This window comes from Soehngenia longivitae (genome assembly GCF_004684055.1).
GTDB lineage: Bacteria > Bacillota > Clostridia > Tissierellales > Tissierellaceae > Soehngenia > Soehngenia longivitae.
Map to the genome: position 1 here is coordinate 48,743 of NZ_SRIB01000006.1, position 15,623 is coordinate 64,365.

12 protein-coding genes are annotated in these 15,623 nt (G+C 30.4%); 7 read left to right on the plus strand and 5 right to left on the minus strand.

Translation table 11 applies throughout. The features are described from left to right. Positions 1-58: 58 nt before the first annotated feature. The 6 genes from E4100_RS05260 to E4100_RS05285 all read left to right on the plus strand — a co-directional run bounded on the left by E4100_RS05260 (position 59) and on the right by E4100_RS05285 (position 6,049). On the plus strand, positions 59-973 hold the full coding sequence (locus E4100_RS05260) for an ABC transporter ATP-binding protein (RefSeq protein ID WP_135270995.1): 915 nt from the start codon (positions 59-61) through the stop codon (positions 971-973). Continuing rightward, positions 970-1,830: an ABC transporter permease gene (locus E4100_RS05265; RefSeq protein WP_135270996.1), complete on the plus strand. Its 861-nt coding sequence runs from the start codon at positions 970-972 to the stop codon at positions 1,828-1,830. Before E4100_RS05260 ends, E4100_RS05265 begins: the two co-directional genes overlap by 4 nt. Before the next feature lie 62 nt (positions 1,831-1,892). After that, positions 1,893-2,300 (plus strand): gamma-glutamylcyclotransferase family protein, encoded by a 408-nt coding sequence (locus E4100_RS05270; RefSeq protein ID WP_135270997.1) that lies wholly within the window; start codon positions 1,893-1,895, stop codon positions 2,298-2,300. A 13-nt stretch (positions 2,301-2,313) separates the two neighbouring features. After that, positions 2,314-2,817 carry a gamma carbonic anhydrase family protein gene (locus E4100_RS05275; protein WP_135270998.1) on the plus strand — a complete coding sequence of 168 codons (504 nt, stop codon included), beginning with the start codon at positions 2,314-2,316 and terminating at the stop codon, positions 2,815-2,817. Between the two features lie 61 nt (positions 2,818-2,878). Continuing rightward, positions 2,879-4,570, plus strand: a complete 1,692-nt coding sequence (locus E4100_RS05280; RefSeq protein WP_135270999.1) for a phospho-sugar mutase — start codon at positions 2,879-2,881, stop codon at positions 4,568-4,570. A gap of 111 nt (positions 4,571-4,681) precedes the next feature. Further along, positions 4,682-6,049, plus strand: a complete 1,368-nt coding sequence (locus tag E4100_RS05285; protein ID WP_135271000.1) for an MATE family efflux transporter — start codon at positions 4,682-4,684, stop codon at positions 6,047-6,049. Here E4100_RS05285 and E4100_RS05290 read toward each other — a convergent pair. Genes E4100_RS05290 through sdaAB form a run of 5 tightly spaced genes read right to left on the minus strand, consistent with a single transcriptional unit; the run spans position 6,041 to position 14,585 of the window. Next, a complete protein-coding gene (locus tag E4100_RS05290) occupies positions 6,041-7,090 on the minus strand; it encodes a flavodoxin family protein (RefSeq protein ID WP_135271001.1) in 1,050 nt (349 codons plus the stop codon). The genes E4100_RS05285 and E4100_RS05290 overlap by 9 nt on opposite strands. Continuing rightward, positions 7,087-8,325, minus strand: coding sequence for a lactate/malate family dehydrogenase (locus E4100_RS05295; protein WP_135271002.1), 1,239 nt, complete (start codon positions 8,323-8,325; stop codon positions 7,087-7,089). Before E4100_RS05295 ends, E4100_RS05290 begins: the two co-directional genes overlap by 4 nt. A 15-nt stretch (positions 8,326-8,340) precedes the next feature. Next, positions 8,341-13,047 (minus strand): cytidyltransferase, encoded by a 4,707-nt coding sequence (locus E4100_RS05300; protein WP_135271003.1) that lies wholly within the window; start codon positions 13,045-13,047, stop codon positions 8,341-8,343. After that, positions 13,031-13,912: an L-serine ammonia-lyase, iron-sulfur-dependent, subunit alpha gene (sdaAA, locus tag E4100_RS05305; RefSeq protein WP_135271004.1), complete on the minus strand. Its 882-nt coding sequence runs from the start codon at positions 13,910-13,912 to the stop codon at positions 13,031-13,033. The genes E4100_RS05300 and sdaAA overlap by 17 nt, the downstream gene beginning before the upstream one ends. Before the next feature lie 4 nt (positions 13,913-13,916). Next, on the minus strand, positions 13,917-14,585 hold the full coding sequence (gene sdaAB / locus E4100_RS05310) for an L-serine ammonia-lyase, iron-sulfur-dependent subunit beta (RefSeq protein WP_135271005.1): 669 nt from the start codon (positions 14,583-14,585) through the stop codon (positions 13,917-13,919). A 105-nt stretch (positions 14,586-14,690) separates the two neighbouring features. Here sdaAB and E4100_RS05315 point away from each other — a divergent pair, with 105 nt between their 5' ends. After that, entirely contained in the window at positions 14,691-15,623 is a 933-nt protein-coding gene (locus E4100_RS05315) for a 1-phosphofructokinase family hexose kinase (protein ID WP_135271006.1), read from the plus strand.

The following is a 15,623-nucleotide window of genomic DNA, read 5'->3' on the forward strand; positions in this document are numbered from 1 at the left end:
GATTCTCCTTTATTATTTATCCAGATTATAACATAATTATATAAAAAGAGGTGGAGAAATGGGAAAAATAATTGAAGTTAATAATTTAGTTAAGTCATTTGGGGAAGTAAAAGCAGTTAAAGGAATAGACTTGTTTGTAGAAGAGGGGAAATTATTCGCTTTTTTAGGGCCAAATGGAGCAGGGAAAAGCACAACAATTGATATTTTGAGCACTTTAAGAAAAAAAGACAGTGGTGAAGTGTTGATAAATGGATATGAACTCGGCAAAGAAGATCAATCTATAAGAAATTGCATTGGGGTGGTATTTCAAGATAGTTTATTAGATGATTTACTTACAGTTAGAGAGAATTTATATATCAGAGGTAATTTTTACGGGAAAAAAAGCGATGAACTAAATGATATCATAAGAGATGTGAGTGAGAAATGTGGTATATATGAGTTATTGAATAGAAAATATGGGAAACTCTCCGGTGGTCAAAAAAGAAGGTGTGATATTGCTAGAGCATTGTTAAATATTCCTAAGATTCTTTTTTTAGACGAGCCAACAGTTGGATTAGATCCACAGACGAGACAATCCATTTGGAATACTATAAGAGGAATACAAGAGAAAACAAACACTACAGTCTTTATGACAACTCACTACATGGAAGAAGCCAGTAATGCTGATTATATAGTGGTAATTGATGATGGGAAAATAGTAGCATCTGGGAGTCCGCAGGATTTAAAATCACGATATACTACGGACAAACTGATAATGTGGACGGAAAAGGAAGAAGATGTTTTAAATTATTTAAAGTTAAATAATTATAAGTATTCAACGAAGAATGATGAAATTATTGTCGAATTAAATAGTTCCAAAGAAGCAATACCTATTTTAGAAGCAAATGAAAATATAATAGTGGGCTTTGAAGTTATAAAAGGGACACTTGATGATGCGTTTATATCCATTACAGGAAAGGAGATAAGAGAATGAAATCACTACTTATTAGAAATATTAAATTGTTTTTTAGAGATAGAGTGCAGGTTTTTTATTCGCTCCTTTCTACATTTATTATAATTGGTCTTTATGCTCTTTTCTTAGGAGAAAATATTAGCTCTTCCATAGGCGATTACGAGGGAACTAGGTTTTTAATTGACAGCTGGATAATTGCAGGACTACTAGTTGTAACTACTATGACTACATCCCTAGGCGCGTTGGGGATAATGGTTGAAGACAAACATAATAAGATAATTAAAGATTTTGCTTCTTCACCACTTACTTCTCGAACCATGATGTTTAGCTATTTTTCAAGTTCTTTACTCATAGCTCTGATTATGGCAGTGATTACATTCATTCTAGGCGAAATATATATAGTTATGAATGGAGGAAATATTTTAGGATTTAGGGATTTAATACTAGCCTTTAGCCTAATTTTTTTAACGGCATTAACTTCAAGTTCAATGATGCTCTTTTTTATAAACTTTTTTAGCAGTATGAATGCTTTTGCAGCCATGAGCACTGTTACAGGAACTTTAGCGGGATTTTTAACTGGAATTTATGTCCCCATAGGCATATTGCCACAGTCAATTCAAACACTGATAAAGCTATTTCCGCTATCACATGCAGCTTTACTTTTTAGAAATATATTCATGGCAAAACCAATAGAAATAACATTTAGATTGGCAGAACAGAAATACTTAGATGATTTTAAATTTGAAATGGGATTGATATATGGTATTGGCGAGAAGAGTATGAGTTTTACACAGCATATTTTTTTTCTAATAATAACAGCTGCCTTTTTTTTATTTCTGTCTATTAAACTATATGATTTTAGAAGAACAGAAAAGTGATTTATGTGTGTAAATAAAGTTACAATGGGTAAAATTAAAATAGTAAATGAGGAGGTGTTTTTATGCTATATTTTGCATATGCAAGCAATCTAAGTAAAAAATACATGGCGAGTCGTTGCCCAAATGCTTTACCGCTAAAAAAAGTCATATTGAAGAATTATAAATTGACATTTAATGAATTGGCGGACATAATACCTTTTGAAGGGGAAGAGGTAGTTGGAGGGTTGTATCTAATTTCGAAACAAGAATTAGAAAAGCTAGATATATTAGAAGGATATCCAGATTTATATGATAGAATAGTAGTAGAGCTTGAGGACGAATTTGGAAATAAATATGAAGCATTAGCATATACGATGGTTGAAAAAAGCTTACAAGCACCACCAGATAACTATTATAAAATCCTTGTAGAAGGTTATGAGGATTGGGGAATAGAGTTAGAACGACTTGAAAAAGCAAAAAACATGGAATAATGCGGAGGTTAGAATGATAAAAGACTTAAATGAGCAAAAAGTAAAGATTCATAAGACAGCATTTGTTGCAGATAGCGCTGATGTGATAGGAGATATAATAATAGGTGAAAATAGCAGCATATGGTATGGAGCAGTCGTTAGAGGTGACATAGAAAATATTGAAATTGGGAAATATACAAATATTCAGGATAATGCAGTAGTTCATACTGAAACAAATATTCCTACTAAAATAGGTGATTACTGCGTAATAGGGCATAATGCAATAATTCATGGTTGTACTATTGGAAATAACACTTTGATAGGCATGGGAGCAATTGTTCTAAATAGAGCTGTGGTAGGTAATAATTGTATAATCGGTGCGGGAACAGTAATCACTGAAGGCAAGGTAATACCAGATAATTCAATGGTAATTGGAATTCCAGGCAAAGTAGTTAGGACAGTTACAGAAGAAGAAATTATTTCAATAAGAAACAATGCAATAAGATATAGCGAATTGTATAAAAAACATATAGACTAATTCGCATATCTTTGTTATAGTTTTTTTGAAACAATAGACAACTATTAATGGAGGGAATAGTATGGACTACATGGAAAAGTATAAAATGTGGGTAGAAGATCCTTATTTTGATGAACAAACAAAGTTAGAGTTAAAGAATTTAACTGATGAAAAAGAGATAGAAGATAGGTTCTTTAAGGATCTCGAGTTTGGAACAGCTGGCTTAAGAGGAAAAATAGGTGCTGGTACTAATAGAATGAATGTATATACAGTATCATTAGCTACTCAAGGTTTAGCGAGTACAATACTAAAGAGAGGCGAAGAAGCAAAAAAAAGAGGAGTAGCAATAGCATATGATGTTCGAATGTATTCAGATAAATTTGCTGAGATTGCTGCTAGAGTTTTAGCTGCAAATGGAATTAAAGTATATTTATTTGATGGCATAAGACCAACACCGATGTTATCCTATACAATCCGAAAACTAGGTACAATATCTGGAATCGTTATAACTGCAAGCCATAATCCTAAGGACTATAATGGTTACAAAGTATATTGGGAAGAAGGCTCTCAAATATTAGATGAAATTGCAGACGAAATACTATCTGAAATTTCGAAAATAGGGCATTATAAGAATGTCAAAATGATGAATTTTGATGAAGCAAAAGATAAAGGATTAATCGAGATCCTAGGTAAAGAGATCGATGATCAATATACTAGAGAAATATTGAATATGGCAATTAATGATGAAAATGTTGACAAGGATATAAAAATTGTCTATACGCCACTAAACGGAACTGGCAACAAGCCTGTAAGAAGAGTCTTAAAAGAGAGAGGATTTAACAATATTATAGTTGTTCCAGAACAAGAAAATCCAGACCCTACATTTGCTACAGTAGGATATCCAAATCCAGAGGATACTAAAGCATTTAAATATGCAAGAGAGCTTGGGCTTAGAGAAAAAGCAGATTTACTATTAGCTACAGATCCAGATTCTGATAGAGTTGCAGTAGCTGTAATGAATGATAATGGTGATTATACTTATTTAAATGGAAACCAGACAGGTGCATTGTTAGTAAATTACATTGTAACTCAAAGACATGCTAAAAATGATCTATCCTCAAATGCAGCAATTGTAAAAAGCATTGTTACTGGAGATTTAGGAAAAGCAGTTGCAAAAAAATATGGCGTAACAACGTTTGAAACACTAACAGGATTTAAAAATATATGTGCTAAAGCTAATGAGTGGGATATTACAGGAGAATACAAATTTTTATTTGGATATGAGGAAAGTATTGGTTATGTCTATCAAGATTTAGTAAGAGACAAAGATGCCATTGTATCTTCAATGATAATTGCAGAGATGGCTGGATATTATAAAAATAAAGGTATGTCGCTATTGGATGTATTAGAGAATATGTATAGTGAGTACGGTTATTATGCTGAAAAGCAAATATCAATTGTTTTAGAGGGAATTGAGGGTCAGTACAGGATTAAGAGAATGATGGATGATATAAGACATCAACCTATTATGTCGATAGGTGAAATGATGCTTAAAGACACTATAGACTATTTAAGAGATGAAACAGATGCAGGCAAGTCAAATGTATTGAGGTTTTTCTTAGATGACGGATCATGGTATGCTATTAGGCCATCTGGTACTGAACCAAAAATAAAAATATATATTTACACGGTAGCTGATACTAAAGAGAATGCAAATGAAAAAATAGAATTAATTGAAAAAGTGGTTCTACACAGAATTGAATCTGTAAATTAAATATTAGCGTATTACTTGGAGAGCGAAAATGCTCTCCATTATTGTTTTTTGAAAATTTAAGTGCTATAATATTTAGTGAGTCTAATTACATATTAAGCGAGGCGAAGTAATTTGAGTGAAAGTATTGTAAAAGAGAATAAAAGAAGTGAAATTTTAAAAATAGCAACTCCAGTTTTTGTTGAGCTGTTATTAGGTACATTATTTGGCATGATAGACATGATGATGCTTGGACATTTTGGAAGCCATGAAGTATCAACAGCTTCTATTGCCGCTGTAGGGATAACAAATCAATTGATTTTCATTGGGCTATCACTAGTTCAGGCTTTAAATGTAGGCGCTACTGCAATGGTTGCAAGATATATTGGAGCTAAGAGAGAAGACAAGATTGAATCAGTTGTAAAACATATCATCATTTTAACTCAGCTTTTATTAGTTGTTCCTATATTAGTTCTCGGATTAGGATTTACTGAAGAATTAATGCATTTTTTTGGGGCAAAACCAGATGCTATTGCGATAGGGAAAGATTATTTTAGGATAGTTACTTTAGGGTTTGCTTTTCAAAGCTTTAATTTTTCAATATTTGCAGCATTAAGAGGTGCTGGAGACACTAAAACTCCAATGAAAATAAATATAAGAGTAAACTTATTAAATGTCGTAGGAAACGCAATTTTAATATATGGTTTGTTTGGAATCAAACCTTTAGGAATTACTGGAGCTGGAATATCAACGACTTTTTCCCAACTCGTTGCTTTGTTTCTCCTGATAACACATTTAAGAAAAAGCCATAGCGTAATTAAGCTAAACATTAAAGATAAGTTTCACTTTGACAAAGATGTAATGTATAATTTAATAAAGATAGGACTTCCTGCATCCTTAGAACAGATTGCATTTAGACTTGGAGTTTTGATGTTTGTTAAGATAGTTGCGTCGTTAGGAACTGTAGCCTATGCTACTCACCAAATATGCTTAAATATTTTAAATTTGTCTTTTACTCCAGGACAAGCTTTTGGCATAGCTGCATCAACATTAACTGGCAGGGCACTAGGCTCTGGTGATCAAGATGAAGCTGAAGGCTACATAAAAGAGTCCCAAAAAATTGGGGTTGTGATCTCAATATTTATGATGATTTTATTCTTCTTTTTTGGCAAATATGTAGCGATGTTATATACGGATGATCCTGATGTATTAAAAGAAGCTACTAGAATCTTAAAATTAATGGCTTTTACTATGCCATTTCAGTGTTCACAATTAATTCTATCAGGCGGGCTAAGAGGAGCTGGAGATACTGTATGGACATTGATATCTACTTTTATTGGAGTACTAGGGGTTAGAATTATAATCGCTTATTATCTTGTTCTGGTGTTAAATGTTGGACTAATAGGTGCATGGATAGCTGTATTTATAGATCAATTTATTAGGTGGCTAGTAATTACATTGCGATTTAAGACTAACAACTGGAAATATATTGCATTAAGATAAAAGAAGATCTCTTTTTATAATTTCTGCAAAATTTTTAGCAGTAGTTTGTACATTTGGAATTTTATTGATGTAACCGGGATCATTTGCAGTCATTTCTAATGAGAAATATGGAGGTAATTCAAAAGTCTTATTTATATTTAAGCTACTAATTAACTGTTTAGAAAGAGCATCTGAACCAGAATAACCTGAAACAACTACTCCGAAAATTCTTTTATCATAGAATTTGGTTTTTCTAAATAGGGCTGTTAGTCTGTTTATTGTGGCTACAATATTTGCAGTCAACATATCATTGTAATTTGGACATAAAAATACAATAGTAGAAGAATCAAGTATAGAAGGATATACTTCTTCTACTATTATTCCACCATAATAACATTTGGATTGTTTACCAAAATATTTGCAAGTCTTGTAACCACAACCTCTACAATCTATTATATTTCCATTTCCTAAGTTTATATCTTTTACATATAGGTCTTTTAAATTATCTTTAACCATATCCCAAAGCATAAGGGTATTAGATGTCTCTTTATTTGAAGAATGAATCGCAACAATATTTTTATTTCGAAAAAATTCTTGTTCGGAAAATAGTTTTCTCCCTAGTTCTTGAGATTTCATCAGAAGTATTTCTTCTAAGGGAAGATTATAAATTTTTTGCATAGCAATGAAATTATCTAAGTTTTCATTAGCTTCAACTATTGGTCTTCCAGGGAAACGACATCCTAACCTATTCATTAAATATATTACTTGTTGAGCATATGTCTTTGTGAAATTATTGTAGTTGCTATGAATGAGGATACTAGCTTTAGAATTAATTAAAGAATTAAAACTCATTTGAGTTAATTTATCTAACATTGAATTTAGATTATTATTTGTGCCAATAGAATTTAATTCTATTGCTAATAATATGTTTTTATTTCTTAAATCCTCATTATGAGTTAATTCACTAATTTTAATTATATCATTATCTTCAATTGCTGATTCTATCATTTTAAATAGCATTTTACTTGGTTCTGACGGTATTAATAATATATTTTCTTTCATATAATTCTCCTTAGTTCATCATAGGATGTCTCAATTCTTTGCCTTAATTTTTCATCTAAATTGTTCTGTTCAATTTCAATACCTGAATTAGTTAGTCGCATCTTACTTCCAAAAAAAGCATCTCTCATCAAAGTTGATCCATAGAAAAAGTCACCATTTATGGTTGCGAGTATTGACAATGCTCCAGAGGACAAGCTGGGAGCTACATAGGGTTTAAAGCCCAATTCCCTGACCTCTACATTTGCATTAACACATTTTTTCGTTAACTGCTCTGATTTAACTTCATCATAATTAATGATGCTATCAGCAACAACTAATCCACTACCATGAGGGCCAAAAACTCTCCCTTCATTTTTATAATGCACAAATGCTGGGTCTTTCTCTGCATAATAAACCGCTCTTGCATTCATGACCCCTAAACCATAACCGATAATCTGATTAGAAGCTAGACCATTAAAATCATATATACCACTGTCATTTTTATTGCTTTCTAAAAAAGCGACTTTACATAATAATTCTACGGGATCGCTTATAACTGCAAATATACCTTTAAATCTATGATCCCTCGCTATTTTTGCATATTGACTTATTATTTTACTGTTTTCTTCGAATTGCACCATTCTATAATCACTTAATTGTTCACCTACTTTAGGAATTCCTTTTGAAGCGCAAAATACAAACATGTCACATTCAAATAATTCGTCTTCATTAAGAATATTAATTTTAGGGAAACAGTCTACATTAAAAGGAATTCTTATTTGCTTTAATTCCTTTTCCCATCTCATAAGCTTTTCTTCATTTCTGTCATATATCCCAATTTCAATATCTTTTCCTAATAATACCAAACCAATCAATAGTGTACTTCCTACATCACCTAATGCCATGACATTGATTTTCCATTTATTAGGAAGTTTTTTCAACTCATCTTTCCATGTTGGGTAATTTGTATTTATTGATTTAATCTTTCTAGCTGCAATTAGTTTTTCAATAATTGGATTAATTGCATAACCAGTAACATCATTTTTATATAAAATACTCACTGATTCATCTTTAGAAAACAATTGAGATACATCATTTACACTAAAAGCTCTTCTCGAATGCATAGGATTATTTTTGTTAAGAAAATAGATTGTTTCATCTATCGAGTTAAAAAAAGTATTTTCTTTTATCTCTTCTAATTCTTCATATTTATCCATTGAAAAAAATTTACAACCATTAAATCTGTAATAATACATATTTACATCCTCCTTTTAGTTATAAGGTGATTCAAGCCTTTTGAGATAATCTAGATCTTTTTTTATAAAGTCCGAAGGCTTCATCAAATTCTTAGCATAATGATTTTGATCAATATCTGGTATTCTAGGGACAAAAAGAACTTCTCCTAATGTATTTATGTTTAGATTTTTTTCATTTATCTCTTGGTATACTTTTTCAATTTCACTAAAAATTAATAGAGCATTTTCTAAACATATTTTTGAGAGTTCATATATCTTTTGAATTGATGAATCTTCTATATATTTAGGATAAACATAAGGGAGCAGAAGATTGACGCTAGTAAGTAAATTAGCATTTGATTGCTCCCCTTGAATCATATCTCCTCCTAAAAATGGGTATTGAGCACTTTCATTTACCCATAGTTTTAAATTTGGGATGAAATAGGCACTATCTACATCAATATTCATCAATTCAGCAATTTCTTTTCCTCTGCCTGAGAGAATGCCAACTAATAGTTTAGATATTTTTACCTCCTGCTCTAAGAGATTTGGAACAACTATTTGAAGTCTATATCCATTGTGTAATATGTCATCCACCAAAATTACAGGTCTATTGAAAGATTTAATAACTTTACACTGTTCTTTTAGAGATAAATAGTTAGGGAAATTCCTTATAGTAAAATTTTCTACATCCTTTGAAAACTGTTTTTCGGTGTGAAGAGTTTTAGTTACAGTATTAGGCAGAAGCGTCTTATTTAGTATAATTCCAAAGGGCACACACATTTTTTCGCCAAGTTTAGTTTTATTAGCGTCAATTACTGAAACTCCATTTGTATCACAAACTTTTTGAATTAGTTTTGAGTATATCATATCTTTTGAAAATGCAATCACTAAATTGCCTGGATATAGGTCTGCTATAGCCTTTTTCAATCTATTTCTCGTTAAGTTAATTGTATTTGAAATCCTAGACTCGGTGTTATATGGAGATTTTAGCATATTTTCTAAGTCTAAATTAAGGCTGATAGGGTTATTCATATCTACAAAATACATAGGATTATCATCAATTTTAAAATTGGTTTTTAGAAATCCTTGTAATTCAATATACTTTTGGGCTAAATCATCATTCCCATTTATTATATTATTATAATAGATACAATTATTGTAATCCCTATTAATAGCTATTGACAATGATTCGTTTAAAACCATATCTAAGTAACTTTCGTTATTATCTTTTGAAAAAAGGCAGGAAATCACAGCAGTTCTTCCATTTGAATTTTCTCTGATATATTCTGTTATATTTTGATCTTTAAATTCCTCAAATAATCTCGAATGCCTTACCCAGTAGAATATAGAAAAAGCTAGTGGCAAAGAGGTGTTTGATTCTTTTAAAACGACAATTCTATAGCTAAGCTTATCTCTGATTTTTAGAAGATTTTCCTTATTTATATATGATCCAAAGCTATTAATCAGATATTCTACAAGTTCATCATTTAGATTTCTATAAATACTCACATTAATTTTTTTTGTTTCTATTAATGACTTATACAAAGGTTCTCTTTTGTACAATTTAAAATTTCTTATATATTCTGCTGCTATTGGATCTATAAGTTTTGATATATCTCGATTTTGGTCAATATACTCCCTGATTTTTGTCGAACTAATATCTTCATATTGGGTTGGAAGTGACAATTCAATTACTTTACCTTTTATCTTATTTATAGCATCTGCCAATTCAGCCTCTTCAAAATTAGGCAATGCTGAAGTTCTACGATCGAAAATCAAATGTGAAAAATTCAGTATTTCTTTATTCATTTTATAGGCTGAAGCATTGAGTATTACATCTGTTCCAACAGCTAAATAAATTTCTTTATTAATAAAAACTTCCTTTAATAGTTTTAGATCTCTTTCATTGCTTAGATTTATTGGAATATCTGAAGGAAAGAGGTAAATGCCATCTTCATTAGATACTGTCATGTTAATAATATTTCTCCTGTATTGATGTGCTTCTGTTCTCTTAGACCACGAGAATTCATCTACAGCAAGGAATACTTCAAAACCCAGTTTTCGAATTTCTTTTGCAATTTGTCTATGGCTTAGACTAAAGGGATCAAAAGCACCAGGGAAAAATGCAATTTTATCAAAAGATTCAATCGACAAATCTAATTTTTCATATTCACATTCTAATATATATTTGTAAATTTTATTAAAGGAGGCAGCATTGCTGTAAAAAACATAATTATTTTCTATTTTATCATCCATAAGTGTCAGCAACTTTTTTGAGTATTTAGTAAATAGTAATCTTTTTTCTTGTAACGGCATATTTTTAGAACTGAATATATTATTAGATATGACTGTTAATGATTCTGTTTTTAGTTCGTCTTTATATGAAGATAGTGGAATAAGTAACAGACTGAACAACCGATTTAGTCTTCTACTATTGATTTCAATATCTTCAAAAAACAAATTTTTATAATTATAGTAGTTCTCTATTGCAATACCTATAGTTTTAAATAACAATATACAAGTTTGAGGTTCAGAAGTCTTTACCTTATCTTCCAAATCATCAATTATTTCATCAAGTTCTTTAGGAGGTAAAAACAAAACGAGCCTACCTAAATAGTTTGGAATAAATTTAGTGAATTGATAGTTATCCATTTCCAATGCTCTTAATAGTTCAATAGTTACATCGTTTCTTTGTTCTAATGACAGCATAGGAAAGATTGACAAAAGAGTATGACCACTATAATTTCTGACCTTTTCTATTGCGCTGACTTTCAATAGATTACAAAAATGAATTGCAGCGTGCATACCAGTTTCAACAGGATTTTTTTTGACTTGATCATATAAGATGTCTATATTTATTTTCTTATAAATCCACCCCGTTGCAGTTTTCAAATTTTCCAAAAAAATCTCAGATATATCAGAGTTATCAGTTTCAAAACTATTTTTCAACGATTGTTTAATCTCGGGTGATAACTTCAGCTTTTCTGATAATATAAATTTTAGATAATTTTCAGCATTAGAATTTGATTTGCTAGAATTATTTATTAAATAATGGCGTAGAAACTCATTGTAACTTTCATTATATACAGTATCGATAATTTCTATACATTTATCAAGAGTGCTTATTCTTATCGTTTCATAAGGGGAATTTAAATTCCCATGTAGATATTTTATAAATATATCATATCTATTTTGGTCTAATGAATTGATTGGGATGTAGCTAATTGTCTGAGTCAAATAGAATTGTGAAAGAACAGGAAGATTTTGGCTAGATGAATAGAATCTACTTAAAGAATCAAAATAGATCTGATAATAATCCATTTTACATTCTAAAAAAATCGATTTCACAATAGTTTTTAGATTGTAAAGCCATTCATTTTGAGATTCGACGATTTTATAATCTGGGAATAGCAAATCATCTAATAAAGAGCTGAAAATTTGTTCGCTTTTCTTATAATTAATTTTAATTGCTATATCTTTGGGTAACTCTTTTCTGTATTCCTCATCAAAATTTGCTACAATCTTACCAATTATTTCTGAGGATTCTTTTCTTATATCTTCTTCTTTATGCAATAATAAGTCTTTTAAAAGGCGCAATGATATTTCTTTTTGCCTTTGTGTCAAATAAGTAGAATACTCTCTTAAAATTTGGAGGTATATTCTAAGACGTCTCCAATCTTCTTCACCACGAGCTGTTTCTAGTATTTCAAGAAAATTTTCTTCATTTATGAGATTAGACATCAAATGAATGTTGTTTTCTATTGATTTATATTTGTATGTCTTGGATATTTTATTGCCATCTAAAAGACAAATATACTGATCCTTTTTCTGACCTAATTGTCCTGACAAAGTGGTGTCAACAGCCATGAATTTTAAATAGTCTTCAAAATCTTTTAGTTTTGCAAATACTTTTTCATATCTTTTCTTTTTTTGTTCAGTTAAATCATCTAGTTTATTAAGAACTACTTCAAATGATTCATCCAATGTCAATATTTTCATATTAAAGGCATTGTTCTCTTTGACATTTTTTACTCTAAAATCAGAGTAAATCAATACAAGAGATTCTAAAGGCAGAGTTTCCAACTCTAAATCCCAAGTTGAGTGATTTGAAGCAATATGACCTATTTTTTCCATGCCATTTTTCTCAAACCAATATTGAGTGTAATAATAATGAAGATAAGGCACTCTTTCTTGCTCATGTAGACTCACGCCATATTTTCCTATATCATGGCCTAAAGATGAAGCTAAAACAACGTTTAAATCTATGGGTAGACCCAATTCTTTAAGTTGTAAAGCTATGTGCATTGCAACATTTTTTACTCCCATTACGTGTTCTAAAGTATTTCTTTTGTATAAAAACATATCTAACTGCATTATTTCAAACATATATGAAGACAAAAAAGTTTTTTTAAATTTATCATAATCACTTGATTTTTCATAATCATAGTTGAGAAACTCATTCCCATTTATGTAAGATAAAAATCCAAGTGTTATTTCATAAACTTCAATCATAGTAAAATCTATAGCATTAGATTTTTTGTGTGGAAATGATTTAAATACAGCATAATCAAATAATTCATATGCCCAATCCCTCATCGAATTATCTTTTATTCTTTTAAGGTAAGGAAGAATTTTATTTAAGAATAAAGCAATATTAAATTCGTTATTGTGTTTTAAATCAATAAGTTCTTTTATTATACTGTCTGGGTAAATTGAATTTAAATTATTTGGCAGTTCCATTGTAAAATCTCCTCGCTATTTCTTTTGCAGTAGGCGTTATAGAGATACCTCCTAAAGCAGTTTCTCTTAAGGTATCAGGTAAGGATTTGCCTACTTTATACATAGCCTCCAATACTTCGTCAAAAGGTATTAGGCTTTGAACTCCAGCTAATGCTAAATCAGCTGATATAAATGCATTTACAACACCAGATGCATTTCTTAGGAAACAAGGGTATTCAACTAATCCAGCAACAGGATCACATATCAAACCCATGACGTTTATGAGTGCAAAGCTAGCAGCATTGAAAGAATCTACTGGACTTCCACCAGCCATTTCAACAATTGCAGCTGCAGCCATTGAGGCAGCGACACCACATTCTGCTTGGCAACCACCTTCAGCACCTGATACAGTTGCATTTTTTGTGGCTAATTCTCCAATAACCGCTGCTGTAAAGAGAGCAAAAATAACATCTTCATCACTTGAACCCAATTTCTCTTTAGCATTCAATATGCTTGATGGCAATATTCCAGATGCCCCTGCTGTAGGTGCTGCACATATGACACCCATTGAAGCATTCACTTCAGAAGTAGAAACTGCCATAGCCATTGATCTATTTATAAGATTACCACTTAAAGACTTATTGTTTTTTAGATAATTATTTATTTTTAGAGCATTTCCACCTGTAATCCTTGATTGTGATATTATAGGAGTTTCTAATCCCAATGTAGCTGATTTTTTCATTACCTCAAGTACATTTTTCATCTCGTTGATGACATCTTCTTCTGGTAAATTTCGCATTTTTGCTTCTTTGAGTATGCCAATTTCAGAAATTTTCTTATTTTCTTTTTCACAAAGTTCGATTACATCACAAGCTTTATTATACATTTATTCAACTCCTAACTGGATTGATAAACTTGGCAATATTGATTTCGTTTATCCTTAATATTTCTTCTTTAGCTTTATCTGTTATAATATTATCTGTTTCACAAACGAAAGTAGCTAGATTATTTGATCTTGTAACTTTCATACTTGCAATGTTGATTTCATTGCTTGCAAGAATGGTGCTTATTTGACTGATCATTCCTTTTTTATCTTTATATTTCAACAGTATTGTGGGGTATTGTCCAGTAAATTCAACATCATCTCCATTAATATTTGTTATTACAATATTACCTCCTCCAATCGAAGAACCGATTACATAAAACACTGAACTATTTAAGTAGTGAAATTCAATTTTAGCAGTATTTGGGTGTGCATATTCAAATTCAGTTTCACAAAATTCTATTATTAAGTTGTTTGATTTTGCAATTTCTAGAGAATATTTAACTCTATCATCAGAAGGTTCAAAACCTAAAATCCCTGCGACTAAAGCTTTATCAGTTCCATGGCCTTTGTAAGTTTTTGCGAAAGAACCATGAAGATAAAATATAACTTTATAAAAATTTTTTTCAGCAAGTTCCATAGCTGTTTTCCCAAGTTTTACAGCGCCTGCTGTATGTGAACTAGATGGGCCAACCATAATAGGACCTATAACATCAAATATACTATAATCTTTCAATTGTTATTCACCTCTAAGCTAATTATATTATTTATATGAAGTTCTTTCAATCTAAGAATGCCATGTTTAGCATAATTATGGGTAATAATATCAAGAGGTGATTGTATGATATTGTCAATAGAATGTGTTCCTTTAATTCAGAAAAAAATAACGTTAGAAAAAACTGGTATTAAAGAATATCGTGTTGTTAAGAGAATTGAAAGTGCAGTAGGGCTTGGAATAGATTTTTGTTATATGTCTAAGATATTAGGGCAAGACTGTAATTTGCTATCTTTTATTGGACAAGGAAACTCTAGCAAGCTTTATCAAAGTATATTAAATAAAGATGGAATTTACAATATACCAGTTGAAATTAAAGATAAAATTGGTGAACATTTAATAATAGAATACTCAGATAGAGTAGAATTAATAAGAGATAATGATATTAGAATTGTCGGTGAGGAGATTAATAAATTTTTTAAGTCAATATCTGATGTAATTTTAGACTATAATATAGTTTTCATTTCATATGATAACATCAATGTAATAGAAGATGATGCTTTGAAACTAATATTGAATAATGCAGTAAAAAATAACGTCAAATTGCTTCTTCGCATAGATCAAATAAATTATAAATATATATTCGGTGTAGCATTAGATACGTGCTTAGTTGATGTGGACACTCTTGAAGAAATTCTCAACATTAGACTTTTATCTAATACAGAAATAATAAAAGCAGCCAATTACTTATTGGAGCAAAATGTTAAAGAGGCAGTTTTTGTAATTAAGGATGACAATTTCTTTGTAGTTAATAAAGAAAGAGTGTTTGAAATTGAAGTAAATGCATTAGCAAAAGAAGGTATTAATACAGGATATTTCATGGCAGGTGTTGCAAATTCCATTAATAGAGCATATGATATTGAGATGATGATTAGATTGGCGTTTGCTTGTGGACTCATAAATAGAGATGATCTTCATGAGACTAGTCTTGCTACAATTAAAGAAAATATGAAAAAAATCAATATAATAACCTACAATAATATCGAATGGAGGGATTGA